The sequence below is a fragment of the Kribbella sp. C-35 genome, from assembly GCF_046549195.1.
In the GTDB taxonomy this organism is placed as follows: Bacteria; Actinomycetota; Actinomycetes; order Propionibacteriales; family Kribbellaceae; genus Kribbella.
The window spans coordinates 564,660-591,124 of the sequence record NZ_JAJPWG010000005.1 but is presented as its reverse complement, the minus strand read 5'-3'; the positions used below and the strand labels follow the sequence as shown (position 1 = coordinate 591,124).

General features: G+C 68.4%; 27 protein-coding genes and 1 pseudogene. 23 read left to right on the top strand and 5 right to left on the bottom strand.

The features are described from left to right. Positions 1–14 precede the first annotated feature (14 nt). Entirely contained in the window at positions 15–1,997 is a 1,983-nt protein-coding gene (locus ACLJOO_RS33135) for a HelD family protein (RefSeq protein ID WP_410791581.1), read from the bottom strand. A gap of 48 nt (positions 1,998–2,045) precedes the next feature. On the opposite strand from ACLJOO_RS33135, the gene ACLJOO_RS33130 reads away from it, so the two are divergent. The 3 genes from ACLJOO_RS33130 (at position 2,046) to ACLJOO_RS33120 (ending at position 4,068) form a co-directional block, all read left to right on the top strand. Then, complete coding sequence (locus tag ACLJOO_RS33130) at positions 2,046–2,636, top strand: TetR/AcrR family transcriptional regulator (protein ID WP_410791580.1); 591 nt, start codon at positions 2,046–2,048, stop codon at positions 2,634–2,636. Between the two features lie 14 nt (positions 2,637–2,650). Then, positions 2,651–3,088, top strand: a complete 438-nt coding sequence (aroQ, locus tag ACLJOO_RS33125; RefSeq protein WP_410791886.1) for a type II 3-dehydroquinate dehydratase — start codon at positions 2,651–2,653, stop codon at positions 3,086–3,088. A 107-nt stretch (positions 3,089–3,195) separates the two neighbouring features. After that, positions 3,196–4,068, top strand: coding sequence for a helix-turn-helix domain-containing protein (locus ACLJOO_RS33120; RefSeq protein ID WP_410791579.1), 873 nt, complete (start codon positions 3,196–3,198; stop codon positions 4,066–4,068). 66 nt (positions 4,069–4,134) lie between these two features. Here ACLJOO_RS33120 and ACLJOO_RS33115 read toward each other — a convergent pair. Then, positions 4,135–4,956 (bottom strand): annotated as a pseudogene (locus tag ACLJOO_RS33115) (EamA family transporter); the annotation flags it as partial. Positions 4,957–5,030: 74 nt separating this feature from the next. On the opposite strand from ACLJOO_RS33115, the gene ACLJOO_RS33110 reads away from it, so the two are divergent. Then, entirely contained in the window at positions 5,031–5,528 is a 498-nt protein-coding gene (locus ACLJOO_RS33110) for a MarR family winged helix-turn-helix transcriptional regulator (protein WP_410791578.1), read from the top strand. 6 nt (positions 5,529–5,534) lie between these two features. Beyond that, a complete protein-coding gene (gene fxlM / locus ACLJOO_RS33105; protein WP_410791577.1) occupies positions 5,535–6,686 on the top strand; it encodes a methyltransferase, FxLD system in 1,152 nt (383 codons plus the stop codon). Here fxlM and ACLJOO_RS33100 read toward each other — a convergent pair. Beyond that, entirely contained in the window at positions 6,664–7,515 is an 852-nt protein-coding gene (locus tag ACLJOO_RS33100; RefSeq protein ID WP_410791576.1) for a hypothetical protein, read from the bottom strand. The genes fxlM and ACLJOO_RS33100 overlap by 23 nt on opposite strands. 144 nt (positions 7,516–7,659) lie before the next feature. Here ACLJOO_RS33100 and efp point away from each other — a divergent pair, with 144 nt between their 5' ends. Together efp and nusB are read left to right on the top strand one after the other, a co-directional pair. Next, a complete protein-coding gene (efp, locus tag ACLJOO_RS33095) occupies positions 7,660–8,223 on the top strand; it encodes an elongation factor P (RefSeq protein ID WP_131293876.1) in 564 nt (187 codons plus the stop codon). Positions 8,224–8,258: 35 nt separating this feature from the next. Then, positions 8,259–8,669: a transcription antitermination factor NusB gene (gene nusB, locus ACLJOO_RS33090; protein WP_131293877.1), complete on the top strand. Its 411-nt coding sequence runs from the start codon at positions 8,259–8,261 to the stop codon at positions 8,667–8,669. 275 nt (positions 8,670–8,944) lie between these two features. Here nusB and ACLJOO_RS33085 read toward each other — a convergent pair whose 3' ends face one another. Then, on the bottom strand, positions 8,945–9,460 hold the full coding sequence (locus ACLJOO_RS33085; protein WP_130388461.1) for a transcriptional regulator: 516 nt from the start codon (positions 9,458–9,460) through the stop codon (positions 8,945–8,947). 206 nt (positions 9,461–9,666) lie between these two features. Here ACLJOO_RS33085 and pyrR point away from each other — a divergent pair, with 206 nt between their 5' ends. The 15 genes from pyrR to coaBC all read left to right on the top strand — a co-directional run bounded on the left by pyrR (position 9,667) and on the right by coaBC (position 24,368). Then, positions 9,667–10,308, top strand: a complete 642-nt coding sequence (pyrR, locus tag ACLJOO_RS33080; RefSeq protein WP_410791574.1) for a bifunctional pyr operon transcriptional regulator/uracil phosphoribosyltransferase PyrR — start codon at positions 9,667–9,669, stop codon at positions 10,306–10,308. Then, positions 10,305–11,243: an aspartate carbamoyltransferase catalytic subunit gene (locus ACLJOO_RS33075; protein WP_410791573.1), complete on the top strand. Its 939-nt coding sequence runs from the start codon at positions 10,305–10,307 to the stop codon at positions 11,241–11,243. The genes pyrR and ACLJOO_RS33075 overlap by 4 nt, the downstream gene beginning before the upstream one ends. After that, positions 11,240–12,532: a dihydroorotase gene (locus ACLJOO_RS33070; protein ID WP_410791572.1), complete on the top strand. Its 1,293-nt coding sequence runs from the start codon at positions 11,240–11,242 to the stop codon at positions 12,530–12,532. The genes ACLJOO_RS33075 and ACLJOO_RS33070 overlap by 4 nt, the downstream gene beginning before the upstream one ends. Further along, entirely contained in the window at positions 12,529–13,026 is a 498-nt protein-coding gene (locus tag ACLJOO_RS33065) for a hypothetical protein (protein ID WP_410791571.1), read from the top strand. The genes ACLJOO_RS33070 and ACLJOO_RS33065 overlap by 4 nt, the downstream gene beginning before the upstream one ends. Then, entirely contained in the window at positions 13,023–14,144 is a 1,122-nt protein-coding gene (gene carA, locus ACLJOO_RS33060) for a glutamine-hydrolyzing carbamoyl-phosphate synthase small subunit (protein WP_410791570.1), read from the top strand. The genes ACLJOO_RS33065 and carA overlap by 4 nt, the downstream gene beginning before the upstream one ends. Beyond that, complete coding sequence (gene carB / locus ACLJOO_RS33055; protein ID WP_410791568.1) at positions 14,144–17,449, top strand: carbamoyl-phosphate synthase large subunit; 3,306 nt, start codon at positions 14,144–14,146, stop codon at positions 17,447–17,449. The genes carA and carB overlap by 1 nt, the downstream gene beginning before the upstream one ends. Further along, positions 17,442–18,473 carry a quinone-dependent dihydroorotate dehydrogenase gene (locus ACLJOO_RS33050; RefSeq protein ID WP_410791567.1) on the top strand — a complete coding sequence of 344 codons (1,032 nt, stop codon included), beginning with the start codon at positions 17,442–17,444 and terminating at the stop codon, positions 18,471–18,473. Before carB ends, ACLJOO_RS33050 begins: the two co-directional genes overlap by 8 nt. A 23-nt stretch (positions 18,474–18,496) precedes the next feature. Then, positions 18,497–19,333 carry an orotidine-5'-phosphate decarboxylase gene (gene pyrF / locus ACLJOO_RS33045; protein ID WP_410791885.1) on the top strand — a complete coding sequence of 279 codons (837 nt, stop codon included), beginning with the start codon at positions 18,497–18,499 and terminating at the stop codon, positions 19,331–19,333. Between the two features lie 85 nt (positions 19,334–19,418). Continuing rightward, positions 19,419–20,402 (top strand): DUF4037 domain-containing protein, encoded by a 984-nt coding sequence (locus ACLJOO_RS33040; protein ID WP_410791565.1) that lies wholly within the window; start codon positions 19,419–19,421, stop codon positions 20,400–20,402. Between the two features lie 358 nt (positions 20,403–20,760). Beyond that, a complete protein-coding gene (locus ACLJOO_RS33035; protein WP_410791564.1) occupies positions 20,761–21,138 on the top strand; it encodes a hypothetical protein in 378 nt (125 codons plus the stop codon). A gap of 104 nt (positions 21,139–21,242) precedes the next feature. After that, positions 21,243–21,617, top strand: a complete 375-nt coding sequence (locus tag ACLJOO_RS33030; protein ID WP_410791563.1) for a hypothetical protein — start codon at positions 21,243–21,245, stop codon at positions 21,615–21,617. 117 nt (positions 21,618–21,734) lie between these two features. Continuing rightward, positions 21,735–22,049, top strand: coding sequence for an integration host factor, actinobacterial type (gene mihF, locus ACLJOO_RS33025; protein WP_130388471.1), 315 nt, complete (start codon positions 21,735–21,737; stop codon positions 22,047–22,049). 56 nt (positions 22,050–22,105) lie between these two features. Continuing rightward, entirely contained in the window at positions 22,106–22,729 is a 624-nt protein-coding gene (gene gmk, locus ACLJOO_RS33020) for a guanylate kinase (RefSeq protein WP_410791884.1), read from the top strand. A gap of 2 nt (positions 22,730–22,731) precedes the next feature. Further along, positions 22,732–23,034, top strand: a complete 303-nt coding sequence (rpoZ, locus tag ACLJOO_RS33015; protein WP_130388473.1) for a DNA-directed RNA polymerase subunit omega — start codon at positions 22,732–22,734, stop codon at positions 23,032–23,034. A gap of 38 nt (positions 23,035–23,072) precedes the next feature. Next, entirely contained in the window at positions 23,073–24,368 is a 1,296-nt protein-coding gene (coaBC, locus tag ACLJOO_RS33010) for a bifunctional phosphopantothenoylcysteine decarboxylase/phosphopantothenate--cysteine ligase CoaBC (RefSeq protein WP_410791560.1), read from the top strand. On the opposite strand, the gene ACLJOO_RS33005 is transcribed toward coaBC, so the two are convergent. Further along, positions 24,345–25,259 carry a GNAT family N-acetyltransferase gene (locus ACLJOO_RS33005; RefSeq protein WP_410791559.1) on the bottom strand — a complete coding sequence of 305 codons (915 nt, stop codon included), beginning with the start codon at positions 25,257–25,259 and terminating at the stop codon, positions 24,345–24,347. The two genes, coaBC and ACLJOO_RS33005, sit on opposite strands and share 24 nt — an antisense overlap. 91 nt (positions 25,260–25,350) lie before the next feature. Between ACLJOO_RS33005 and ACLJOO_RS33000 the strand changes: the two genes are divergently transcribed. Beyond that, a complete protein-coding gene (locus ACLJOO_RS33000; protein WP_410791558.1) occupies positions 25,351–26,463 on the top strand; it encodes a winged helix DNA-binding domain-containing protein in 1,113 nt (370 codons plus the stop codon). Positions 26,464–26,465 lie beyond the last annotated feature (2 nt).

Genomic DNA, 26,465 nt, shown 5'->3' with positions numbered 1-26,465 from the left:
GGAGAGTCCGGTGCTCAGGATCCGGTTCCCTCCAGCTCGGTCGGTAGGTCGGCCTGGTGGAGGATGTCCAGGCGAGACACCGCTCGGGTGAGGACAACATAAAGCCGGTTCAGGCCGCGGGTCTCGGAGGCGACGATCTCGGCCGGCTCGACTGCGATCACGTGGTCGTACTCGAGCCCTTTCGCCAGGCTCGCCGGTACGACGGCGACCCGGCCGTCGCCGTCCGCTGCCGACGTCTCGATCCCGGCCGCCTTCAACGCATCGCTCACCGCGGGCAACTGATGATCGGCGGCAATGACGCCGATCGAGCCCTCGACAGAGAGCGCTCTCCGGATGTTCTCGACGCACGCGGCCGCCAGGTCGTCGACGCGGGTGATGGTCAGCTCGCCGTCGGAGCGGTACGACGTGGTCGGTGGGACCGCGACGTCGAGCGCCTCCAGCAGACGGTTCGCCAGTTCGACGACGGTCGCCGGGACGCGGTATCCGGTGCTCAAGGCAACGATCTCCGTCGCAGGCTTCCCGAGGTGCGTGAGCTGCGTCGCCCAGTCGTCAGCGGCCCAGGCCGTCGTACCTTGTGCAAGATCGCCGAGCACTGTGATCGAGGTGTGCTCGCTGCGCCGCGCGATCGCCCGGCATTGCATGGGGGAGAGGTCCTGCGCCTCGTCCACGATCACGTGACCGTACGTCGTAGAGCGCTCCAGCAACGCGCTCACCTCGTCGAGCAGTACGGCGTCCGCGGCCGTCCAGCGCGCGCTCTTCGCCTTGCGCGGGCGCGACCACGCGATGGCTCGCTGCTCGTCCGCCGTCAGGATGCCCACCTGACTGGGATCGCTCAGATACTCGGCCAGCACCTCGTCGGCCTTGAGCAGCGGCCACACCTCCTCGACGTACGGCGTCACGGCCCGCGCCATCCGCCGCAGCCAGACGCCGTTGCAGTTCTGCCCACGCGCCTCGGCCTGGCGTTGGAACGCGGCGACCAGCCGGGCGATCACTCGCTCGCGACCGGTCAGGTACGTCGTCGCCTCAACCTCGGCCTCGGCCACCATCTCCGCGAACTCGTGCTGATTGACCCGCCACTTGTACGACTCGTCCCGCACCACGACCGCCTGTTCCGGCCGCGCGATCCGGTCGTAGAGCGCTCTCCGAAGGATCTCGGCCATGCGTACGTCGTGCTTGACCGCGGCCGCCGCCATGTCGTCGACCGCGCGGACCTCGCGATCCAGCAGTTGCTCGATCGTGGTCTGCTCCACGTCCACCTCGCCGAGCGTCGGGAGTACGGCGGAGATGTAGTGCAGGAACGCCTGGTTCGGGCCGAGGACGAGGACACCGTTGCGTTCGAGCCGCGACCGGTGCGCATACAGGAGATAGGCCGCGCGGTGCAGGCCGACCGCGGTCTTGCCGGTCCCCGGTGCGCCCTGGATACAGACCGAGACGTCGAGCCCGGTTCGCACGAGCGTGTCCTGCTCCGGCTGGATCGTGGCGACGATGTCCCGCATCGGGCCCACACGGGCCCGCTCGATCTCCCGCCGTACGAGCTCGCTAGCGGTGTCACCAACGCCCGTCTGGAGGTGTTCGTCCTCGAAGCTGGTCAGCCTGTTGCCCGACCAGCCGAAGCGGCGGCGGGTGTCGATCCCACGGGGCTCGACGGCGGACGCCTGGTAGAACGTGGCCGACACCGGCGCGCGCCAGTCGATCACCAGCGGCGGGCGGCCGATCGCGTCCGAGATGTGCCGACGGCCGAGGTAGTACGTCTGCCGGCGGTGCTCGCCGGCGTCCGTGTCGCCGTACGCGATCACGCCGAAGAACGGCGGGTTGTCGCCCTCCTCAGCCATGTCCCGCGCCAGCGTCTTGAGGTAGAAGCCCAGCCGCTCGGCGGTGTACCGGTCACCCCAGGTGTCCTCGCCGACGACCACGTTCTCCCGCGCGCCGGCCACCATCCGCCGCAACGCCTCCCGGCAGCGGCCGGCGTACGCGCGTTCCTCGTCGAGATCCCTCATCCATCCTCCGCGAAAGATTAACCCGGTCAATCTTTTGCCTAGGTTAACATGATCGCTGTGACCGGACTCCGCGAACGCAAGAAGCAGCAGACGCACGACGCCTTGTCGCAGGCGGCGATCGGGCTGTTCCTCGAGCACGGCTTCGACGAGGTGCCGGTCGCCGACATCGCGGCCGCCGCCGACGTGTCCAAGCCGACACTGTTCAAGTACTTCCCGACCAAGGAAGACCTGGTCATGCACCAGATCGCGGACCACCAGGGGGAAGCGGCCCGGATCGTCCGCGCGTCGTCGGCGCCGCCGGTCGAGGCGCTCCGCGACCACTTCCGCACCGGCCTGGCTGAGCGGGAGCCGACGACCGGGCTGAACGACCACCCGCAGGTGGTTGCCTACTACGACCTGGTCTTCGGTACGCCGGCCCTTGCGACCCGGCTGCGCGCGTTCATGGACGAGGACGAGAGAGCGCTCACCGAGGTTCTCGGCGGCGATCTCACCGCGGAGTTGCTGGCCGCGCAACTGCTCTCGACGCAGCGGATCCTCGCCTACCGCAACTGGCTGGCGATCTCCGGCGGGCAGTCCGCCACCGAGCGCTACCCCACGGCAACCGCGGAGGCTGACCTGGCATTCGAGCGACTAGGGTGAACGCTGTGACGGATGTGAGCAGGCGGGTGCTGGTGCTGAACGGGCCGAACCTCGGGCGGCTGGGTTCGCGGGAGCCGGAGAAGTACGGTACGACGACGTTCGCCGAGCTGGTCGGGGTGTGCGAGAAGACCGGCGCCGAGCTCGGGTTCGAGGTCGACGTACGGCAGACCGACGACGAGGCCGAGCTGGTCGGCTGGCTGCACGAGGCCGCGGACAGCCGGATCCCCGTCGTCCTCAATCCGGCCGCGTTCACGCACTACTCGTACGCGCTGCGGGACGCGATCGCGCAGCGGACCGCGCCGCTGATCGAGATCCACCTGACCAATCCGGCCACCCGCGAGGAGTTCCGGCACACCAGTGTGGTCGCCGGGGTCGCGACCGGGACCATCGCCGGATTCGGGCTCGACTCGTACCGGCTCGCGCTCCGCGCGCTCACCACCCTCGATTCATAACCAATCTGCCCTTTCGGGCATCAGGTGGTTGTGGGCAGATTTCGAACCGCAGTGCGGACAGGTTTCTCCGGCGGACGGCCAAGAGATCGGGGTGAGACGCCGGTGAAATGCCGGTGCCGCACCCTAGGCGTTGGATCGTGGTGCCGGCTGATGGTCCGGAAGGGCCGACGGTCCGGTCGCACGATCGGGAGGAAATCGACGCATTGGGGGTTCGTGTGACTACGGATTCGATCCGTTCCGTTCAACAACGCTCTGGGGGAGTGACAAGGATGACGACACAAAAGGTGGGGCAGCCTCTCGGTCAGCAACACCGGATTCCGGTCTGGGTCAAGGCGCTCGACCCGCTGTCGCAGTTCGGGCTGGTGCACACGCTGCGGCAGCGCCCGGAGATCAGCCTGATCGGTGACGCCGACCTGGCGGCCCAGGCATCCTCACAGCTGCCCTCGCAGTCGGCCGACCAGCGCACCGCCCCGCCAGTGGTCGCGTTGGTCGCAGTCGACTCGCTGGATGCCGGTGCTGTTCAGGTACTGCGGGCCGCGACGCAGCGGGGCTGCAGTCGGACCGTGCTGATCGGCAGCACGATTGACGACGAAGCGCTGATGACAGCGGTCGAGCTGGGGGTCTCCGGCGTACTACGGCGTACCGAGGCGACCGGTGACCGGATTGTGCACCTGGTGCAGGCTGCTGCTGCAGGGGACGGCAGCCTGCCCCCGGATCTGCTGGGACGGCTGCTCGGCCAGGTGTCGCGGATGCAGCGGCACGTACTCGCGCCGCGGGGACTGTCCCGCACCGGTCTGTCCGACCGGGAGACCCAGGTACTGCGACTGGTCGCGGACGGCAAGGACACGCAGGAGATCGCCCGGGAGCTGTCCTACTCGGAGCGCACGGTCAAGAACGTCCTCCACGACGTCACCAGCCGGCTGCAGCTCAGGAACCGCTCCCACGCCGTCGCCTATGCACTGCGTGAGGGTCTGATCTGAGGCACTGAACCTGCAGCTCGACAGGTCCTGTCGAGCTGCAGGTCGTACCTGCGCAAACACGAGGGCTGCTAGCACGATGAGGCCACCAACCGCCTGCAGTGCGGTCAGGTGCTGGGCGAGAACCAGCCAGCCCACTGTGGTGGCTACTACTGGGCTGAGCAGGCCCAGGAACGTGACCTCGGTCGGAACGAGTTCCCGGAGTCCGCGGAACCACAGTGCATAGGCGACTGCCGAGCCGAACAGCGCCAGGTACGCGTAGCCGGCGAGGTTCCGCAGGGTGAAGGCGGGGAAAGCGCCCTCGATCAGGAAGGTCACTGGTAGGAGCACCAGCCCACCAGCGACGAGTTGCCAACCAGTCGTGGCCAGCAGGGGAGCAGGTGACGTCCAGCGCTTGCTGAGTACGACGCCGAACGCCATAACGACCGCAGCGCCGGCGGCCGCGAGTACGCCCCACATGTCGAGCCGTGCCGTAGCCCGCAGTACCAGCAGACCGACGCCGAACACGCCTGCCAGCGCAGTGAACACGGTGCGCAGCGAGAGGCGCTGCCGCAGTAGACCAGCTGACAGTAGAGCGACCAGTAGCGGCTGGATCGCACCGACGGTCGCAGCCACGCCACCTGGCAGCCGATACGCACCAACGAACAGCAGCGCGTTGAAGGCGCCGATGTTGAGCGTGCCGAGGACCAGCGAGCGCCACCACCAGCTGCCGCGCGGCAGGACACGGGTGATCGCGACGAGCAGGAGACCGGCCGGCAACGCCCGCAGGAGTGCGGCCAGCAGCGGGCGATGGGGCGGGAGGAACTCGGTGGTCACCACGTAGGTGGTGCCCCAGAGCATCGGCGCGATCGCCGTGGTGAGGAGGATGGTCGAACGTCGATTGCTTAGCACTAAGATAAAGTATCTCAGCGCTAAGGAACTTTCAAGTACCTCACCGCTAAGCGATCTAGGGCTAGGCTGGGTGCATGGCAGATCATGTCGACCTGGTGCTCGAGCAGTGGCGGGCGCGACGGCCCGACCTGGATCCCTCGCCGATGGGGATCATCGGGCGGATGAGCCGCCTCGGCGCGCTGTTCGACGCCGAGCTGCGGCGGAATTTCAGCAAGCACGATCTGGACCGCGCGTCCTTCGACGTACTGGCGACCCTGCGGCGCAGCAACGCCGAGCACAGCCTGACGCCGGCCGGGCTGATGCACTCGTCGATGGTTACGTCGGGCGCGATCAGCCAGCGCCTTGATCGGCTGGAGGCTCGCGGACTGGTGACGCGGGCTCCGAGTGAGACCGACCGCCGTGGCGTGCTGGTGACCCTGACGCCTGAGGGCCTAGAGCTGATCGACAAGGTGCTGCCGACACACGTCGACACCGAGTCCCAGTTGCTCGCCGGTCTGTCGTCGGCCGAACGCGACCAGCTAGCAGGTCTGCTGCGGACGTTGCTGGAGTCGCTCGGGGACAAGCGGGACTGACAGGTCATGACGGGCGTCAGCAGTGACTCAGCACCGGCGGAGTTGCTGCGGACCGCTCTCGTCCGGCAGTTGGTAGCTGATGGCACGATCCGCGACGAGCGGGTGGCAGCTGCGTTCGAGGCCGTCCCACGGCACGTGTTCGTCCCGCACGCTCCGCTCGACATCGCGTACGCGGACGACGTCGTACCGATGAAGCAGAACCAGGCCGGTGTGGTGATCAGTTCGGTGTCGCAGCCGAGCATTGTCGCGCTGATGCTGCAGCAGGCTGAGATCCGGCCGGGGGACAGGGTGCTCGAGATCGGTTCTGGCGGCTACAACGCCGCACTGCTGCGGGAGCTGGCCGGGCCGGGTGGTGCGGTGACCTCGGTCGATATCGATCCGGAGGTGACGGACCGGGCGCGCGAGTCCCTCGACGAGGCCGGGTACGGCGACGTGGCCGTGGTGCGGGCCGATGGTGCGTTCGGGGTTCCGGAGCGGGCGCCGTACGACCGGATCGTGGTGACGGTGACCGCGTGGGACATCGCCAGCGCGTGGCTGCGGCAGCTGCGGCCGGGCGGGCGCATCGTCGTACCGCTGCGGATGCGTGGGCAGACGCGGGCGATCGCGTTCGACCTGGTCGGTGACCACCTCGAGAGCCGGTCTACGACTGTGTGCGGGTTCGTCAACATGCAGGGGGCGGGTGCGGGCTACGAGCGGTTGGTTCCGTTGCAGGAAGGCGTGCTGACGTTCGACGAGGACCAGGAGGGCGAGCCGCATCCGCAGTACGACGTACTGACGTTGCCGACCGAGCAGACGTGGTCCGGGGTCGAGGTGCATCGTGAGGAGCCTTTGCTCGACCTCTACCTGTGGCTGGCGAGCAAGCTGCCCGGGTACTGCGTTCTGTCAGGTGGTGACTGGCCCGCCGTTGCCACGGCGGACAGCCTGGCCTACCTTGCGTCACGCAGCGGCAGTGACGAGGTGCATGTAGAGCTCGGCTGCAGCGGTCATGGTCCGCACGCCGGCCAGCTGATCGATCACATGGTCAACCTGGTGCAGAGCTGGGACGCCATGCACCGCAGGGGTCCGGCGTTCCAGGTGCATGGCTCAGACGCTGTGCTGCCGCCCGGCTTCCATATCGCCCGGCGGCACAGCTACATCACTGTGACGTGGGCGGAGTAGGCCGTGGCGGGTTGCTGACGGTCTGCCACAGCTCCTCGATGTCGGAGCGATCCTCCGGCTCGGGCTCGTCGACCCAGCCGCTGGCCCACACGTTCTCGTCTCGGTCGTTCACGTTGAAGATCGACTCCGCGAACGCCGCCGAACCGACGTACCGCTCCTCATCAGGCTCATCCTGTCCGTCGGAATCGTGCTGAGCTGCCGGCGGAGCGACCAAGGTGCGGGCGTACTTCTGCGCCTCCAGGATGCCCATTTCGCGCTCGTCGCTCAGCAACCGGATCGCGCCGACCTCGTTGTTCGCGTTCATCAAGGCCCGCACCCTGGCGTCCAGGTCCTGCTTCGGCGCCGGCAGGTTGTTCTGCTGCGGCCGGTGCGCCGGCGGCTGGTACGGCCCCGGGTTGTACTGCACCGGGAACTGCGAAGGCTGGAACTGCGCCGGCGGCTGGTACATCCCGGCCGGCGGGTACGGCGTACCGAAGCCGGGCTGCTGTGCCGCCTGGCCGGGGGAGTTCCGCTCACCCGCGTGTCGTGGCTGCCGACCGTTCTGCAGGAGTTGCTGGAGAACCGCCGCGGCCTGCTGACTGCCCTGCGCACTCCCGGTCTGCATCTGCCCCGGTATCGGTGCCGGAGGCGGTCCGCCCGGCCCGGCGGCCTGGGTGAACTGGCCCTGGAACTGGACCGGCTGGTTGCCGCCCTGCTGGGCCTGGATCCGCTCGATCAGCGCCTGCATCCGGGCGCTCTGCTGGCCGTTGCCGCCCTTGGATCCCTGCCGGGCCTTGCCGATCAGGCTCAGCACGATCATCACGACGACGAAGATCACGAACTCCGTCATGCCGGCCTCCTGGCGCCTCCGTGGACGTTCTGGACCACCAGCCTAAGGCCGATCGGGTCTAGTAATTCGGCGGAATCGGAGGAAAGCGGTAGTGACCGCTACAATCTGCTGTTACCGCTGATCGATTTCGAAGGGCATACCCGCGTGGCATCGACGAACGACCTCAAGAACGGCATGGTGCTCGACCTGGACGGACAGCTGTGGTCCGTCGTGTGGTTCCAGCATCACAAGCCGGGCAAGGGCGGCGCCATCGTCCGGACCAAGCTGAAGAACGTGCTGTCCGGCAAGGTGGTCGACAAGACCTTCAACGCCGATGTCAAGGTCGACGTGGCCACGGTCGACAAGCGTGACATGACGTACCTGTACAACGACGGCACGGCGTACGTCTTCATGGACAAGAGCACCTACGACCAGCTGCAGCTGACGCCCGAGGTGGTCGGCGACGCGGTGCACTTCCTGCTCGAGAACCAGGACGCCATCGTCGCGGTGCACGACGAGCTCCCGCTGTACGTCGAGCTCCCGGCCTCGGTCGAGCTCACGGTCGAGTACACCGAGCCCGGTCTGCAGGGCGACCGCTCCAGCGGCGGCACCAAGCCGGCCAAGCTGGAGACCGGTTACGACATCCAGGTCCCGCTCTTCCTGACCACCGGCGAGAAGGTCAAGGTCGACACCCGCACCGGGGACTACCTCGGCCGCGTCACCTCCTGAGCAGCGCAACCTCTAGCGAAAGCCGACAACAGAAGATGTCTGCCCGGAGCAAGGCCCGCAAACGCGCGCTCGACGTGCTGTTCGAGTCGGAGGTCAGGGGGTTGCCGGTCGGCGGCACCCTGGCCGACCGGGTGGCCGACAACGACCCGCCGGTGAACGAGTTCACCGTGGCGCTGGTCGAAGGGGTCGCGAAACACAGCGAGCAGATCGACGACCTGCTCGAGACCCACTCGGTGGGCTGGACGCTGGACCGGATGCCGGCCGTCGACCGGAACATCCTGCGGATCGGCGCCTACGAGCTCCTGTTCGACGACCAGGTGCCGGACGTGGTCGCGGTGAGCGAGGCGGTCGCGCTGGCGCGGGACCTGTCGACCGACGAGTCCCCGACGTTCGTCAACGGCCTGCTGGCCAGACTGCTGCAGCTGAAGCCCACACTGGGCGTCTGACAGCTGCTGGTACGTCGCTGCAGGGCAAAGTCACTGCGCGAGAGATGAGGGGGGCGAGCCCTCTCTGTCAGGCCCGGTGACCGTCTCGGTACGGTCCCGGGCCGCCGTTGCGTCCCCGTGCGCGGCCGGTGAGGTGGTACCTGCCGCATGTACTGCGTTTGGTACTGCGTTGGTAGTGCTCTGTTCCGTCTGTTGAGGAAGGCGGGCGGCCGCGGGCCAGCTGCTACAAGCCCCGACCGTCTAGTGCCTTCGCCAGATTGCTGCCCTCTCAGGCGTCAGGCGCCGGCGGCCTCGGACGATTCCTCGACGTCACCCTTCGCCTCCGGGTTCAGCACACCCCAGGAGATGAAACGCTCGGTCAGCGTCGTCGGCGACTCGTCGTAGATCACCGCGAGCGTCCGCATGTCGTCCTGACGGATCGACAACACCTTGCCGTTGTAGTCCCCGCGCTGAGCCTGGATCGTGGCCGCGTACCGCGTCAGCGGACCGGCCTCGCTCGCGTCGAGGTGTTGCAGGGCCTCCAGGTCGAGGATCAACCGGGGAGGAGCGGCAGCCGCGGCAGCCGCGCTGGCGGACCCAGGGAGCAGCTCACGGATCGGCACGCCGTAGAAATCGGCGAGCTCCGCGAGCTTCTGGACCGTGACGGCTCGATCGCCGCGCTCGTACGAGCCGACGACAACCGCCTTCCAGCGACCCTTGGACTTCTCTTCCACGCCATGCAGCGACAAACCTTGCTGCTGGCGGATGGCACGTAGCTTGCCACCCAGTGTCTTCGCGTATTCGCTCGGCACGCTGGTTCTTCCCTCCGACTAGTTTCGTCATGTCCGGCCCGCAGGGAACGGGCCAGAAGGTGAAACCCCCCTCGATTACACAGAGTAACAATATTCCGGGGTGGAGGCCAGCGTCAAGACGGCGTGTCACATCCGATACCATGTCAAGCGGTCCGAACGTCCTTTAAAGACCCGTCCAGAGAGGCGGGAAAGGAGGAACGGTAGCGATGAGCCCTGCCCAGAGCGCAGAGCACCCCGAGACCGCGCAGCCGCCGAAACGCAGCAGCCGCGAGGTCCTCGACGCTTCCGACATTTCCCGGGCACTGACCCGGATCGCCCACGAGATCCTCGAGCGGAACCGCGGCGCTGACCCGGTCGTCCTGCTCGGCATCCCCACCCGCGGAGTCCCGCTGGCCCGCCGCGTCTCGGCCCGGATCCAGGCCGTTGAGGGGCAGAGCGTGCCGACAGGGTCACTCGATGTGACCATGTACCGCGACGACATCGGTCTCAAACCACCCCGTGGCCTGGAACACACCGACATCCCGGCGGACGGTATCGACGGCAAGGTCGTCGTACTCGTCGACGACGTGCTGTTCTCCGGCCGGACGATCCGCGCGGCCCTCGACGCGCTCGGCGACATCGGCCGCCCGCGCGCCGTACAGCTCGCCGTCCTGGTCGACCGCGGCCACCGCGAGCTGCCGATCCGCGCCGACTACGTGGGCAAGAACCTGCCGACTTCCCTGGTCGAGCGGGTGACCGTGCACCTCACCGAGTTCGACGGCGAGGACGCCGTACTGATCGCCGACAGAGCAGCCGACAGGGCAGCTGACAAAGGGGCCGACACGGCGCCGACAGGGGTGAAGGCATGAAGCACCTGCTGAGCGCCGCGGATCTGAGCCGCGACGAGGCGCAGCTGATTCTCGACACCGCCGAGGAGATGCGGTCGCTGGCCGACCGCCCGATCAAGAAACTGCCCGCGCTGCGCGGGCGGACCGTGGTGAACCTGTTCTTCGAGGACTCCACCCGGACGCGGATCTCGTTCGAGGCGGCCGCCAAGCGGCTGTCCGCAGACGTCATCAACTTCTCCGCGAAGGGCTCGAGCCTGAGCAAGGGCGAGAGCCTGAAGGACACGGCGCTGACCCTGCAGGCGATGGGCGCCGACGGCGTCGTCTGCCGGCACGGATCGTCCGGTGCGCCGCACCTGCTGGCGAAGTCGGGCTGGATGACCGGATCGGTGGTCAACGCCGGCGACGGCACCCATGAGCATCCGACGCAGGCGTTGCTCGACGCGTTCACGATGCGCCGGCACCTCGGCTCGCTGGAGGGTCGCCGGATCACGATCGTCGGCGACGTCCTGCACTCGCGGGTCGCGCGGTCGAACGTGCTGCTGCTCTCGACGCTCGGCGCCGAGGTCACCGTGGTCGCCCCGCCGACGCTGGTCCCCGTCGACATGAGCAGGTGGCCGTGCGCCACGTCGTACGACTTCGACTCGGTGCTGCCGAAGAGCGACGCGGTGATGATGCTGCGGGTGCAGCGGGAGCGGATGAACGACGCGTTCTTCCCGAGCGCCCGCGAGTACACGCGCCGCTACGGCCTGGACAAGAACCGGATGGCGCAGCTGCCGGACGAGGCGATCGTGCTGCACCCCGGGCCGATGAACCGCGGTATGGAGATCAGCGCCGAGGTCGCCGACTCCACCCGCTCCGTGATCGTCGAGCAGGTCACGAACGGCGTGGCGATCCGGATGGCCGTCCTGTACCTGCTGCTATCTGGAAGTAACGAGACCGAGGAGCACACGGCATGACCGCATATCTGATCACCGGCGCGAAGATTGTTGGCGGTGACCAAGCGGACCTGCTGATCGACAACGGCGAGATCGTTGCCACCGGCACCGGACTGGACGTGCCGGCCGACGTGCAGACGATCGACGCCCAAGGGCTGGTCGCGCTGCCGGGTCTGGTGGACCTGCACACCCACCTGCGCGAGCCTGGCCGGGAGGACGCCGAGACGGTCTTCACCGGCACCCGCGCGGCCGCGAGGGGCGGGTTCACCGCGGTCTTCGCGATGGCCAACACCGACCCGGTCGCCGACACCGCCGGTGTCGTCGAGCAGGTCTGGCGTCTCGGCCGCGACGCCGGGTACGCCGACGTGTACCCGATCGGCGCAGTCACGGTCGGACGTAAGGGCACGCAGCTCGCGGAGCTCGGCGCGATGGCTGACTCCGCCGCCCGGGTCCGGGTGTTCTCCGACGACGGCGACTGTGTCTGGGACGCCGCGCTGATGCGTCGCGCCCTCGAGTACGTGAAGGCATTCGGCGGTGTGATCGCCCAGCACGCGCAGGAGCCGCGGCTCACCCAGGGCGCGCAGATGAACGAGGGCGCGCTCTCCGGCGTTCTCGGTCTGACCGGCTGGCCGAGTGTCGCCGAGGAGGCGATCATCGCCCGCGACATCCTGCTGAACGCGCATGTCGGGTCGAAGCTGCACGTCTGCCACCTGTCCACCAAGGGCTCGGTGGAGATCGTCCGCGCGGCGAAGCGCCGCGGGCTCGAGGTGACCGCCGAGGTCACCCCCCACCACCTGCTGCTGACCGAGGAGCTTGCCACCTCCTACAACCCGGTCTACAAGGTGAACCCGCCGCTGCGCACCAAGGAGGATGTCGAGGCGGTCCGCGAGGGTCTGGCCGACGGCACGATCGACATCGTCGCCACCGACCACGCGCCGCACCCGGTCGAGGACAAGGACTGCGAGTGGAGCGCCGCCGCGTTCGGTATGACCGGCCTGGAGACCGCTCTCTCCGTGGTCCAGCACGCGATGATCGACACCAAGCTGCTGACCTGGGCCGACGTCGCGGACCGGATGAGCTACCGGCCGGCCGCGATCGGTCAGGCCGCCGACCACGGCCGCCCGCTGGAGGCGGGTGCGCCCGCGAACGTCGTCCTCTACGACCCCAGGGTCGAGCGGACCGTCGTACCGGAGGAGTCGGTGTCGCTGTCGCGGAACACGCCGTTCGACGGGATGACGCTGCCGGGCAAGGTGGTGGCGACGTTCCTGCGCGGTACGCCGACCGTCCTGGACGGTGAGCTCACCAGGTGAGGGCGTTCCTCGGCATTCTCGGCACGCTGCTGGTGCTGGCAGCGGGCTACTTCGGCATGTACCGGGGCTGGCGGAACCGCCAGTCCCGGCAGGCCGACCTGGCGCCTTTGCCCGAGGCGCCGCCAGAAAACGACTCAGCGACGACGCGTGGTATCGAGGGTGTGTACGTCGCCACGACCAGCGCCGGCGACTGGATGGACCGGATCGCCGTGCACGAACTGGGCGTCCGCGCTACCGCGGACCTGGCCGTCAGTGAGGCCGGCCTGATCTTCCACCGGCAGGGCGCCGCGGATGTCTTCATCCCCGCGGACCACCTGACCGGGGTCCGGACCGACCGTGGCATCGCCGGCAAGGTGACCGCGGAGAAGTCCGGCCTGGTCGTGGTCACCTGGACCCACGACGGCCGTGAGCTCGACACCGGGTTCCGTCCGCGCCGTAAGGCCGACACCGCCGCCCTGACCGCATCAATCTCGACCTTGATCGGAGCACTATGAGCCAGCCAGCGCTGCTCGTCCTGGAGGACGGCCGGTCGTTCGCCGGTACGTCGTACGGGGCGACCGGATCCACGTTCGGCGAGGCGGTGTTCACCACCGGGATGACCGGCTACCAGGAGACACTGACCGACCCGTCGTACCACCGGCAGATCGTCACCCAGACCGCGCCGCACATCGGCAACACCGGGATCAACGACGAGGACGACGAGTCGCAGAAGATCTGGGTCGCCGGGTACGTCGTCCGCGACCCGGCCCGGGTTCCGTCGAACTGGCGCGCCAAGCGATCGCTCGACGACCAGCTGAAGGGCCAGGAGATCGTCGGGATCTCCGGGATCGACACCCGCGCGCTGACCCGGCACCTGCGGGAGCGCGGCGCGATGCGGGCCGGGATCTCCACCGAGATCCTGGACCCCGCCGAGCTGCTGCAGAAGGTCCTCGAGCAGCCGCCGATGGTCGGCGCCGACCTCGCCTCGGAGGTGACGACGTTCGAGCCGTACGTCGTACCGGCCGAGGGGGAGAAGCGCTTCACGGTGGTGGCGCTCGACCTCGGGATCAAGACGATGACGCCGAAGCGGATGTCCGAGCGCGGCATCGAGGTCCACGTCATGCCTGCGAACACCTCTTTGGACGAGGTGCTCGCGGTGAACCCGGACGGCATCTTCATGAGCAACGGCCCGGGTGACCCGGAGACCACCGAGCACCCGACAACGCTGCTGAAGGAACTGCTGCAGCGCGGGAAGCCGTACTTCGGGATCTGCTTCGGGAACCAGGTGTTCGGGCGGGCGCTCGGACTGGGCACGTTCAAACTCAAGTACGGGCACCGCGGCATCAACCAGCCGGTGCTCGACAAGGCGACCGGCAAGGTCGAGATCACCGCGCAGAACCACGGATTCGCGGTGGATGCGCCACTCGACTCGGTGGTGGAAACGCCGTACGGGACGGCTGAGGTCAGCCACGTCTCGCTCAACGACAACGTGGTCGAAGGGCTCAAGCTCACCGGCAAGGACGGGCGTGTGCTCGCCTTCTCGGTGCAGTACCACCCTGAAGCGGCGGCGGGTCCGCACGACTCGGCGTACCTCTTCGACCGCTTTGTAGAACTGATGGAAGGGCGGAACTGATGCCGCGCAGGACAGACATCGATTCGGTCCTGGTGATCGGGTCCGGGCCGATCGTGATCGGCCAGGCCTGCGAGTTCGACTACTCCGGCACCCAGGCCTGCCGAGTGCTCCGCGAGGAGGGCTTCCGGGTCGTCCTGGTGAACTCCAACCCGGCGACGATCATGACCGACCCGGAGTTCGCCGACGCCACGTACGTCGAGCCGATCACCCCGGAGTTCGTCGAGAAGGTGATCGAGAAGGAGCGTCCGAACGCGCTGCTCGCCACCCTCGGCGGCCAGACCGCGCTGAACGCGGCGATCGCCCTGCACGACAACGGCGTACTGGAGAAGTACGGCGTCGAGCTGATCGGCGCGTCCGTCGACGCGATCCAGCGCGGTGAGAACCGGGAGTCGTTCAAGCACATCGTCGAGAAGCTCGGCGCCGAGGTCGCACGGTCGCGGATCTGCCACACCCTGGACGATGTGATGGGTGCGGCCGCCGAGCTCGGCTACCCGCTGGTGGTGCGACCGTCGTTCACGATGGGCGGCGTCGGCTCCGGGATGGCGTACGACGAGCCGGACCTGCGCCGGATCGCCGGGGCCGGACTGCACGCCAGCCCGACCACCGAGGTGCTGATCGAGGAATCGATCCTCGGGTGGAAGGAGTACGAGCTGGAGGTGATGCGCGACAAGGCCGACAACGTCGTGATCATCTGCTCGATCGAGAACGTCGACCCGATGGGCGTGCACACCGGCGACTCTGTCACCGTCGCGCCGGCGATGACGCTGACCGACCGCGAGTACCAGGTGATGCGGGACCTCGCGATCGGCATCATCCGCGAGGTCGGGGTCGACACCGGCGGCTGCAACATCCAGTTCGCGGTCAACCCGGAGGACGGTCGCCTGATCGTCATCGAGATGAACCCGCGGGTGTCCCGCTCGTCCGCGCTGGCGTCGAAGGCGACCGGGTTCCCGATCGCCAAGATCGCGGCGAAGGTCGCCATCGGCTACACGCTGGACGAGATCCCGAACGACATCACCAAGCAGACGCCGGCCAGCTTCGAGCCGACGCTGGACTACGTGGTGGTGAAGGTGCCGCGGTTCGCGTTCGAGAAGTTCCCGGCCGCGGACGCCACGCTGACCACGCACATGAAGAGCGTCGGCGAGGCGATGGCGATCGGCCGCAACTACACCGAGGCGCTGCAGAAGGCGCTGCGGTCGCTGGAGAAGCCGGAGGCCCGGTTCTCCTGGGCCGGCCAGCCCGCCAGCGAGCTCGAACCGTTGCTGGAGGCAATCAAGACGCCGCAGGACGGTCGGCTGCGGATCATCATGGACGCGATCCGGGCCGGCGCCACGCCGGAGCAGATCTTCGATCAAACTCGCATTGATCCGTGGTTCGTCGACCAGCTGTACCTGATCCACGAGACCGCTCTCCAGGTTGCGGCCGCGCCGCGGCTGACGCCTGAGGTGATCAAGCTGGCGAAGCGGCACGGGTTCTCCGACCTGCAGCTGGCCGAGATCCGCGGCCTGACCGAGGACGTCGTCCGCGGTGTCCGGCAGGCGCTCGGGATCCGGCCGGTCTACAAGACGGTCGACACCTGTGCGGCCGAGTTCAAGGCCGAGACGCCGTACCACTACTCGTCGTACGACGAGGAGACCGAGGTGGCGCCGCGCTCGGAGCCTGCCGTGCTGATCCTCGGCTCCGGGCCGAACCGGATCGGGCAGGGGATCGAGTTCGACTACTCCTGCGTGCATGCGTCGATGGCGCTGCGCGAGGCCGGCTACTGCACGGTGATGGTGAACTGCAACCCGGAGACGGTCTCGACCGACTACGACACCTCCGACCGGCTGTACTTCGAGCCGCTCACCTGCGAGGACGTGCTCGAGATCGTGTACGCCGAGTTGCAGGCCGGGCCCGTCGCGGGCGTGATCGTCCAGCTCGGCGGCCAGACGCCGCTCGGGCTGGCGCAGCGGCTCGCGGATGCCGGCGTACCGATCGTCGGAACGTCGCCCGAGGCGATCCACCTCGCGGAGGAGCGGGGCGCGTTCGGCAAGGTGCTCGCGGACGCGAAGTTGCCGGCGCCGAAGCACGGTACGGCGATGTCGGCCGAGGCGGCCCACGAGGTCGCAGAGGAGATCGGGTTCCCCGTCCTCGTCCGGCCGTCGTACGTCCTGGGCGGTCGCGGGATGGAGATCGTCTACAGCTCGGCCGAGCTGACCGCGGCGCTGGACCGGCTGAGTGCCGGCTCGGGCTCGTGGGAACACCCGGTGCTGATCGACCGGTTCCTCGACGACGCGGTCGAGATCGACGTCGACGGGCTGTTCGACGGCGAGGAACTGTTCCTCGGCGGCGTGATGGAGCACATCGAGGAGGCCGGCGTGCACTCCGGCGACTCGTCCTGCGCGCTGCCGCCGATCACGCTCGGGAACGCGGACATCGAGAACATCCGGAAGTCCACCGAGGCGATCGCCCGCGGCGTCGGCGTCCGGGGCCTGCTGAACGTCCAGTACGCGCTGGCCGGCGACGTCCTGTACGTGCTGGAGGCGAACCCGCGGGCGTCCCGGACGGTGCCGTTCGTGTCGAAGGCGACCGCGACACCGCTGGCCAAGGCCGCGGCCCGGGTGATGCTCGGGGCAACTATTTCCGAGCTGCGGACCGAGGGCCTGCTGCCGGCTACCGGAGACGGCGGCACGCTGCCGACGACGACGCCGATCGCGGTCAAGGAGGCCGTGATGCCGTTCAACCGGTTCCGGACCATCGACGGTTCGTCGGTCGACACCGTGCTCGGGCCGGAGATGAAGTCCACCGGCGAAGTGATGGGCATCGACGACACGTTCGGTACGGCGTTCGCCAAGTCGCAGGCGGGGGCGTCGCAACCGTTGCCGATCAACGGCAAGGTGTTCGTCTCGGTCGCGAACCGGGACAAGCGGCACATGATCTTCCCGGTCAAGCGGCTGGCCGATCTCGGCTTCCAGATCTACGCGACCGAAGGCACGGCCGACGTACTGCGGCGCAACGGCGTCGAGGCGGTCACGGTCCGCAAGAGCAGCCAGGGCCCGGGCCCGAACGGTGAGCCGACGATCGTCCAGATGGTCCAGGACGGCGAGCTGAACCTGATCGTCAACACGCCGATCGGGATCACCCAGGGCGGTTCGCCGCGGATCGACGGGTACGAGATCCGCAGCGCGGCGGTGGCGCGGAACATCCCGTGCATCACCACCGTGCAGGGGCTGGCGGCCGCGGTGCAGGGCATCGAGGCGCAGCGCGCCGGCGACATCGGCGTCCGCTCGCTGCAGGACTGGGTACCGAGGATCCGCGGTGTATAGGCGGGTCGTTCGGCCCGTTCTTTATCGGTTGGGTAAAGGCGATGCCGAGATCGCACACGAACAAACGCTGAACGGGATGCGCCTTCTCGGGCGCATCCCGGGCACCGCGCGACTTGGGTCCCGGGTCTTCGGTTCGGTTTCACCACGTACGGTCTTCGGGATCCGGTTCCCGTCGCCGGTCGGGCTGGCGGCCGGGATGGACAAGAACGGGGTCGCGTTGCGCGCGTGGCCCGCGATCGGGTTCGGGTTCGTCGAGGTCGGCACCGTGACGGCACACCCGCAACCGGGCAACGAGAAGCCCCGCCTGTTCCGTCTGGTGGAGCATGAGGCCGTCATCAACCGGATGGGCTTCAACAACCTCGGCAGCGAAGCGCTGGCCGCGCGACTGGCGGCGTACGGCGACCTCGGCTACCCGCTCGGCATCTCGATCGGGAAGTCGAAGGTGACGCCGCTGGAGGAGGCGGTCGAGGACTACGTGACCTCGCTGCGCCGCCTCTACCGGTACGGCGACTACTTCGCGGTCAACGTCTCCTCGCCGAACACGCCGGGATTGCGCTCTCTCCAGGACGCCGGTCACCTCCGCGAACTGCTGACCGCGCTGCACAGCGAGGCCGACTCGCTGACCGTCGCCGGGCTGGCTCCGAAGCCGATCCTGGTGAAGATCGCGCCGGACCTGACCACGTCGGCGATCGACGAGCTCCTCCAGGTCTGCACGGGCACCGGCGTCGCCGGCATCATCGCCACCAACACGACGATCGACCGGGCGGGCGTCGCGGGGCATCCGCTGGCAGGTGAGACCGGCGGCCTGTCCGGGCGGCCGCTCGCCGAGACCTCGGCGAAGGTCGTCGCACACATCCACGGGGAAACCGGGGGAGCGCTCCCCGTGATCGGGGTCGGCGGGATCGTGGACCCGTCGGACGCGGCCCGCCTCTTCGACGCCGGCGCGAGCCTCGTCCAGGTGTACACAGGATTGATTTATCGGGGGCCGGGGCTGATCCGGCAGATCAACAGGAGATTGCCTTGAGCAACGAGACCTTCGGGAGCGACATGGCTGGCAAACCGTTCGGCGCCCGGTTGCGGGCTGCGATGGACACGCGCGGGCCGTTGTGCGTCGGCATCGACCCGCACGCGCACCTGCTCGACGCCTGGGGTCTGCCCGACACTGCGGAGGGCCTGGCCTCGTTCACGTACGGCGTCGTCGACGCGCTCGCCGACCGGGTCGCGGTGTTCAAGCCGCAGTCCGCGTTCTTCGAGCGCTTCGGGTCGGCCGGGGTCGCCGTTCTGGAGCAGGCGACGATCCGGCTGCGGGAGGCCGGGGCACTGGTGATCATCGACGCGAAGCGCGGTGACATCGGTACGACGATGGCGGGCTACGCGTCGGCGTACCTGGCCGAGAAGGGGCCGCTGGCGTGCGATGCGCTGACGGTCAGCCCGTACCTCGGGTTCGGCTCGCTGCAGCCCGCGATCGACGAGGCCCGGGAGGCGGGGGCGGGGTTGTTCGTCCTCGCGCTCACCTCGAACCCGGAGGGCCCGCAGTTCCAGACGGCCCGCACCGCCGACGGCCCCACCGTTGCCGGCGCGGTCCTGGATGGCCTGCGCGCGTTGAACGCCGACGCCGAGGGCCTCGGGTCCTTCGGCGCGGTCGTTGGCGCGACCATCAGTTCGACCGATGAGAACCTGGACATCAACGGCCCGCTGCTCGCTCCCGGTCTCGGCGCCCAGGGCGGTATGGCCGAGGGCCTCATCGAGGTCTTCGGGTCCGCGGTGCGCAACGTCGTACCGTCGAGCTCCCGGGAAATCCTCGGAGCCGGCCCCGACGCCACGGCCCTCCAGGACGCCGCCGCCCGCACGAACGACGCCTACCGAACGGTCCTCGGTTACTGACCCTGAAATGCGGTAGAATATGAATTAGCAAATGGCGCAGATGAATTTCTGCGCCATTTGCTGTTTTTCTTGAAATTGTGTGGGGGTGCGTGCGATCTTCGTCGGCATGGATTCGGGGCTGGAATTGTGCAGGCGGTTCTACTTCGACGTCGTCCGGCCGACGGCGGACGGGCCGCACAGCGCGGGGTTGCTCGGGCGGGGCTCGGAGGTGCTCGGGTTCGACGACGAGATGTCGACGGACCACAACTGCGAGGCTCGCGCGCTGGTGTTCGTCCCGGACGGCGTCGAGCTGCGACTCGAGGTGCCGCAGACGTTCGAAGGGCGGCCGGCGCTGGTCGAGGTCCACACACTGCGCGAGTACTTCCTCGACCAACTCGGGTTCGATGTCGACGTCGCATTGACGGTTCGCGATTGGCTCACCTTTCCCGAGTCGGTTCTGCGGCAGTTCACCGCGGGCGGTGTGTTTCACGACGAGCTCGGTCTGGAGGACGTCCGTGACCGGCTCGCGTACTACCCGGACGACGTCTGGCGGTACCTGATGATCACCGCCTGGTGGCGCGTCCATCCCGAGATGAACCTGGTCGGGCGGGCCGGGTACGTCGGGGACGACCTCGGGTCGGCGTTGATCGGTGCGCGCATGGTCGAGGACCTGATGCGGTTGTGCTTCCTGATGGAGCGGCAGTACGCGCCGTACTCGAAGTGGTTCGGGACCGCCTTCAACCGGCTGTCCTGCGGTCCGTCGATCGGGCCGCTGTGCCGCGAGGTGTTGCGGGCGGAAACCTGGCAAGAACGTGAGAGAGCGCTCTCTGCGGTTTACCGGGCGGTGGGGGAGTTGCACAACCAGTTCGCGATCACACCGCCGGTCGAGCTCGGCGTCGTGCGGATGTGCGACCGGCCGTTCGAGGTCGTCTGGGGAGACTTCATCGGCGCGCTCACCGCTGACATCCAGGATCCAGAGGTACGGCGACTTCTGGAGCGCTGGCCGGTCGGCGGGATCGAGCAGGTCCGCACTGTGCTGTGGCGGGTGCCGGATCGTCGTCAGCTACTCGGGCTGCTCGACTCCCGGTAGAGCGCGATCAGCAGTCTGCTCAACCGGAAGGTCGGAAGAGAGTTGCCGGGCGCAACCGGTTCGGCCGCGGCGTCGTACGCGCTGGTGGCCGGCGTGCTCTCGTCCGCAGTTCCATTCCTCGTTGATCTATTGACGTTGCGCCGCGTCCCGGTGCAGTTCTTCGGCGTCTCCTCGTCATCGTTCCGCGAATTCGGTGGCGATCTCCTTCGGTGGCGACGCGGTAGATCACAACCCGGTTCCAGTCGGCCGGTGCGATGTTCTTCACGGCGTGCCGGAGCTCGCGGTGACCCCGGCGTTCGGAAAGGTGTCGGCGGACGGGGAGCCACGGACTTCCCGCGTGACACAGTGAAGGAACACGATGCGGAAGCTGGCAGCCCTCGCGGCCGTTGTGACGATGAGTGTTGGCACCCTGACGGCCTGCTCGGGCGGCGACTACTGCGGAGACCTGAAGGGCTACGTCGACTCGGCGAAGGACCTGGACATCAAGGACTCCGACGCGGTCGGCAAGATGCTGGACCAGGCCAAGAAGGTCTCGAAGTCGGCGCCGAAGGACATCCAGGACGACTGGAAGGTCGTCATCGACTACGCCGAGAAGGCGCAGGCGGCCAAGGGTGACACGAACAAGCTGATGGAGCTGGCCAAGTCCGACGGTTCCAAGATCCAGCCGGCGATGGACGCGATCACCAAGCAGGCGAAGGACACCTGCAAGATCGACCTGCCGGGCGCCGGTAGCTGATCCGCCGTTGGCGCACCCTGGTGGGACGGCTCTGCCCGTTCCGTCCCACCAGCGCGTGCCCTCGGTTTCACCCGGTAGTCCCGCCTACCTGTAGCGTGAACGTCGTGAAGCGCTCTCTCGCCGTTCTCGCGACCATGGCCGCAACCGCAGGTGTGCTGACTGCCTGCACCGACGAGCAGGCGTACTGCGTGGACCTCGCCAAGTACGCCGCCAAGGCAGTCGACGTCGACCCGCAGAAGCCGGTCGACTACGTGAAGATCCTGGACGACGCGAAGAAGCTCCAGGAGTCCGCGCCGAAGGACGTGAAGGACGACTGGGGTGTCGTCGTCGCCTTCGCGGAGAAGGCCAAGAAGGCCGGTACGGACGCCACCGAGCTGGCCGCGTTGAGCAAGCAGACCGGCAGCGTGATGACGGCGTACAAGAACATCACCAGCCAGGCCAAGGACAGCTGCAAGGTCGACCTCCCGGCACTGAACTGATCAACTGATCGTTCCAATCGCCTGGTCGTCCCGCGACTCGGTTCCACCACCACCAGACCTCGGGCTGAACCCGTGTTAGGTTCCCTTGCGAAGCCATACAACGGGACAGGTGAAACGGTGCCACTTCCTTCTTTGACGCCGGAGCAGCGTGCGGCTGCTCTGGACAAGGCCGCGGCGGCGCGGCGTGAACGAGCCGAGATCAAGAACCGGATCCGGCACTCGGGAGCGTCTCCGACGGAGGTGCTCCACGAGGGGCAGAAGAACGACGTCATCGGCAAGATGCGGGTCAGCCAGCTGCTGCAGTGCATCCCGGGGGTCGGCAAGGTCCGCGCCCAGCAGATCATGGCGCGCGCGGGGATCTCGGAGACGCGGCGGGTGCGCGGCCTCGGCTCGAACCAGATCGCCGCGCTCGAGCGCGAATTCGCCGAGTGATCCAGACTGAGAGCGTGTCTGAAACCTCGACCGGCTCGTTGGACACTGGTGTGACGATGACCACGCACCCCGAGAACGTTTCGAACGAGCCGGCCGCAGCGGATCACGGCCCGGCCCGGCTGACCGTGCTGGCCGGACCGACCGCGGTAGGCAAGGGGACCGTCGCGGCGGACATCCGCGAACGGTTCCCGGACATCTGGATCTCGGTCTCGGCGACCACCCGGAAGGCCCGGCCCGGCGAGGTGCACGGCGTGCACTACCTGTTCGTGTCGGACGCCGAATTCGACCGGATGATCGCCGACGGCGAGTTGCTGGAGTGGGCCGTGGTGCACAAGGCGGCCCGTTACGGGACGCCGCGGCAGCCGGTGCTCGACAAGCTCGCCGAGGGCCGGCCGGCCCTGCTGGAGATCGACCTGCAGGGCGCGCGCCAGGTCCGGGCGACGATGCCGGAGGCGCAGTTCGTCTTCCTGGCCCCGCCGAGCTGGGACGAGCTGGTACGCCGGCTGCTCTACCGCGGCACCGAGACGCCCGAGGAGCGGGAGCGGCGGCTGGAGACCGCGACCGTCGAACTGGCGGCCGAGAAGGAGTTCGACGTGACGATCGTCAACGCCTCGGTTCGGGAGGCCGCCGATCAGTTGGTAAAGTTGATTCGATCACCCTCCATCTCTGGAAAGAGCTGACCTTGTCTGGCAACCAGCCCGTCGCCATCGGCATCACGTCCCCGCCGATCGACGACCTGCTCACCCGCACCGACTCCAAGTACAAGCTGGTGCTGTACTCGGCCAAGCGCGCGCGGCAGATCAACGCCTACTACTCGCAGCTCGGCGAGGGCCTGCTGGAGTACGTCGGACCGCTGGTCGAGACGCACGTCCAGGAGAAGCCGCTGTCGATCGCGATGCGCGAGATCAACGAGGGCGTGCTGACCTGCACCGACATCGACCCCGAGGCCGAGGCGGAAGCCGCTGCCGCGGAGAAGTCCGAGTAGCCACCTAGAACAGACGACCGGGAACGGAGCTCGCGCAGATGTCCGCAACCGGTGACCAGACCCCCGAAGCCACGACTGCTCCGGGGGCTGACGTCGTTCCCAAGCACAAGCCCAACGTGGTGCTCGGTGTCGGCGGCGGCATCGCGGCGTACAAGGTCTGTGATCTGCTGCGTCGGCTGACCGAGTCCGGGCACAGCGTGCGCGTGGTGCCGACGGCGGCCGCGCTGGAGTTCGTCGGCGCGGCGACCTGGGCGGCGCTGTCCGGGCAGCCGGTGACCGCCGATCCGTTCGACAACGTGCAAGAGGTGCCGCACGTCCGGATCGGCAAGGCGGCGGAGCTGGTCGTGGTGGCGCCCGCGACCGCGAACCTGATCGCCAAGGCCGCCCACGGGCTCGCCGACGACCTGCTCACGAACACCCTGCTCACCGCGCGCTGCCCGATCCTGTTCGCGGCCGCGATGCACACCGAGATGTGGGAGCACCCGGCGACCCAGGCGAACGTCGCTACGCTGCGTTCCCGCGGGATCACGGTCCTCGACCCTGCCGTCGGGCGACTGACCGGCGCCGACACCGGCCGCGGCCGGCTGCCGGAGCCGTCGGAGATCTTCGCGATCAGCCAGCTGATGCTCGCCGACGAGGCCGCCCGCGCGGCCGGCCAGTCGGTCGCCGACCTGACCGGCAAGCACGTGCTGATCAGCGCCGGTGGGACGCGCGAGCACCTCGACCCCGTGCGGTACCTGGGCAACTCGTCGTCCGGCAAGCAGGGTTACGCCCTCGCCCGGATCGCGGCCGCCCGCGGCGCCAAGGTCACCCTGGTCGCGGCGAACTCCGAGCTGCCCGACCCGGCCGGCGTCCAGGTCGTCCCGGTCACCAGCACCCGCGACCTGTACGACGAGATCACCGGGCGCGCCGCCGACGCGGACGCGATCGTGATGGCCGCCGCCCCGGCCGACTTCCGCCCGGCCGACGTCGCCGAGCACAAGATCAAGAAGACCGCCGACGGCTCGGTGCCCGCGGTCAGCCTCGTGCAGAACCCCGACATCCTGCAGACGATCTCGCACGACCGGTCCCGCACCGATCAGGTGATCGTCGGCTTCGCCGCGGAGACCGGCGACGCCGACCACACCGTCCTCGAGCTCGGCCGTGCCAAGCTGGAACGCAAGGGCTGCGACCTCCTGGTCGTCAACGACGTCTCCGGCGGCAAGGTCTTCGGCAGCGACGTCAACGAGGCCGTCATCCTCGACCGCTCAGGCAACGCCCTCCCCGTCCCCTCCGGCAGCAAAGACGCCCTGGCCGGCGTCATCTGGAACCTAGTCGCCACTCACTGGCGCTAACCCGGTCAGCGGCAGCGGCGCCCGCATGGTGATGCTGACGATGCCGTAGGTGAAGCCGAGGTGTTCGTTGAGGCGGCGCATGGCGTCGTTGCCGCGCTGTGTCCAGGTGTAGATCTCGGTGATTCCGTTCTCGGCGGCCCACGCCATGCTGGTGCGTTTGAGGGTCGCGGCGACCGATTTGCCGCGCCACTCCCGGCGTACGGCGGTGTAGGCGACCTCCGCGCGGTCCGGGCGATCGGAGTCGAGCATCAGGCCCGCGACGCCGATCACCTCGTCACCGGCGACGGCCACGAACATCGCGGCCGGGTCGTTGATCCATTCCTTCTCCCAGTCGTCCTCGGAAACCTTCAGCGCGACCGGAAGGTCCATGTCCGGGAAGGTCGGCAGCGCGACCTGGTGATAGGCGTCCGCCCACAGCTCCGGGCGTTCGGCGACCGAGACGATCGTGTACTCCGTCGGCACCGCCGGCCGCGGTTCGTCGCCGATCTTCCGCAGCTGTTCGACCTGCCGATTCGTTTCCACGAAGCCGAACCGCTCGGCGAAGAGCCGGGACTCCGCGTCGTCGACCTCGGCACCCGCAACGTCGTAGCCCTGGGCAATGGCATGGTCGGCGAGCATCCGGAGCAGGCCGGTCCCCACGCCGCGGCGGCGGAAATCCGGGTGGACGCGCGCCGCCAGCGAGGCCCGCTCGCCGTCGCCCGAGCGATCCGCCTGTCCGCTGCCGACCACCTCGCCGTCGATCTCCGCCAGCAGCATCAGCCGGCCGGGGCGGTCGAGGTCGCGGAGTTCGGCGACGGACGGGCAACGCTCGTACGGCATGATCGCGATCCGCACCGCGCGCCAGGCTTCGTAGTCGGCGTCGGTGATCGCGGTCCTGATGGTCGTGGTCATGACGTCAGCTTGCCTCAGCTCGCCGCAAAGGGCTCCAGGTTTTGCGGCCTAGAGGTCAAAAGCTGTCCGCTTCCACTCCTAGGCTGAGGGCATGGAGATCTCCTGGGAGGCCGTGGTTGCGCGGCGGATGCGGCGGCACTTTCTGATCGAGGGCGCGGAGTCCCCGGTGGATGCCGTGCGGGCGATGTGTGGTGCGCATGCGCAGATCGCGGCGGCGGGGGAGGTGTCCGTGGCGCTGCGTGTCGATGGGGCGAACCGGGAGTCGGTGCAGCGCGACGAAGGCCTGGTGAAGACGTTCGGGCCGCGCGGGACCGTCCATTTGCTGCCGCTCGACGACCTGCCGATGTGGACCGGAGCGCTGAGCGCGCTACCGGCGGGCGGCCAGCAGCCGGAACCGATCCGGATGACGCCGGACGAGCTCGACCAGGTCGTCGCCGCGATCGGTGAGGCGCTTGCCGACGCCGATCTGACCGTCGACGAGCTGACGGAGGAAGTCGTACGGCGTACCGGTGAATGGGCCCGCACGCCGACGATCCCGGCGTTCCAGGGCGCCTGGGCCCGCTGGAGACAGGCCGTCTATCTCGCCGCGCACGCCGGTGTCCTCTGTCACGGGCCGATGCGCGGCCGGCTCACGACGTACGCGAACCCGCATCGGCTCCGCCCGTTCGACCCGATGCCTGCGGAGAAAGCGCTCACCGAACTCCTGCACCGGTACCTCTACTCGTACGGCCCCGCGACCCCGCAGCAGTTCGCCCGCTGGCTCAGTACCACCCCGACCAGAGTCAAGCGGTACTTCGACGACCTGCCGCAGGTCGAGCTCAACGGTGAGACCGCCTGGGTCGCTCCGGGCGACGACGAGTTCCCCGACGAGCGCGCGGAGGGCGTCCGGCTGCTGCCGTACTTCGACGCGTACGGCGTGGGCAGCTTCCCGCGCGAACTGCTCTTTCCGGGCAAGGCGTTCGACCGCGCGACCGCCCGCGGGCAGGCCGGCAACTACCCGCTGCTGCTCGTCGACGGCATCGTGGCCGGCGTCTGGCACCAGAAGAAGGCCGGCCGGAAGCTGCAGGTCACGGTCGAGGCGCTGACCCCGCTGAACCGGCGCCGCCGCACGCTGCTGGACGCCGAGGTGGACCGGTTGGCTGCGATCCTTGATTGTGCGCCGTCGCTCACACTCGGCGACGTGACGGTCGGCGCGCACGCCTGAAC

What these genes read in the sequence shown, in the direction of transcription:
- ACLJOO_RS33135 (WP_410791581.1), bottom strand. Translation starts at nt 1,997, where the DNA reads ATGAGGGATCTCGACGAGGAACGCGCGTACGCCGGCCGCTGCCGGGAG.
- pyrR (WP_410791574.1), top strand. Translation starts at nt 9,667, where the DNA reads ATGAGCCCTGCCCAGAGCGCAGAGCACCCCGAGACCGCGCAGCCGCCG.
- ACLJOO_RS33100 (WP_410791576.1), bottom strand. Translation starts at nt 7,515, where the DNA reads ATGACGGAGTTCGTGATCTTCGTCGTCGTGATGATCGTGCTGAGCCTG.
- carA (WP_410791570.1), top strand. Translation starts at nt 13,023, where the DNA reads ATGAGCCAGCCAGCGCTGCTCGTCCTGGAGGACGGCCGGTCGTTCGCC.
- ACLJOO_RS33075 (WP_410791573.1), top strand. Translation starts at nt 10,305, where the DNA reads ATGAAGCACCTGCTGAGCGCCGCGGATCTGAGCCGCGACGAGGCGCAG.
- fxlM (WP_410791577.1), top strand. Translation starts at nt 5,535, where the DNA reads ATGACGGGCGTCAGCAGTGACTCAGCACCGGCGGAGTTGCTGCGGACC.
- ACLJOO_RS33130 (WP_410791580.1), top strand. Translation starts at nt 2,046, where the DNA reads ATGATCGCTGTGACCGGACTCCGCGAACGCAAGAAGCAGCAGACGCAC.
- ACLJOO_RS33110 (WP_410791578.1), top strand. Translation starts at nt 5,031, where the DNA reads ATGGCAGATCATGTCGACCTGGTGCTCGAGCAGTGGCGGGCGCGACGG.
- gmk (WP_410791884.1), top strand. Translation starts at nt 22,106, where the DNA reads ATGACCACGCACCCCGAGAACGTTTCGAACGAGCCGGCCGCAGCGGAT.
- ACLJOO_RS33120 (WP_410791579.1), top strand. Translation starts at nt 3,196, where the DNA reads ATGCCGGTGCCGCACCCTAGGCGTTGGATCGTGGTGCCGGCTGATGGT.
- ACLJOO_RS33070 (WP_410791572.1), top strand. Translation starts at nt 11,240, where the DNA reads ATGACCGCATATCTGATCACCGGCGCGAAGATTGTTGGCGGTGACCAA.
- carB (WP_410791568.1), top strand. Translation starts at nt 14,144, where the DNA reads ATGCCGCGCAGGACAGACATCGATTCGGTCCTGGTGATCGGGTCCGGG.
- pyrF (WP_410791885.1), top strand. Translation starts at nt 18,497, where the DNA reads ATGGCTGGCAAACCGTTCGGCGCCCGGTTGCGGGCTGCGATGGACACG.
- nusB (WP_131293877.1), top strand. Translation starts at nt 8,259, where the DNA reads ATGTCTGCCCGGAGCAAGGCCCGCAAACGCGCGCTCGACGTGCTGTTC.
- ACLJOO_RS33000 (WP_410791558.1), top strand. Translation starts at nt 25,351, where the DNA reads ATGGAGATCTCCTGGGAGGCCGTGGTTGCGCGGCGGATGCGGCGGCAC.
- ACLJOO_RS33005 (WP_410791559.1), bottom strand. Translation starts at nt 25,259, where the DNA reads ATGACCACGACCATCAGGACCGCGATCACCGACGCCGACTACGAAGCC.
- coaBC (WP_410791560.1), top strand. Translation starts at nt 23,073, where the DNA reads ATGTCCGCAACCGGTGACCAGACCCCCGAAGCCACGACTGCTCCGGGG.
- ACLJOO_RS33035 (WP_410791564.1), top strand. Translation starts at nt 20,761, where the DNA reads ATGCGGAAGCTGGCAGCCCTCGCGGCCGTTGTGACGATGAGTGTTGGC.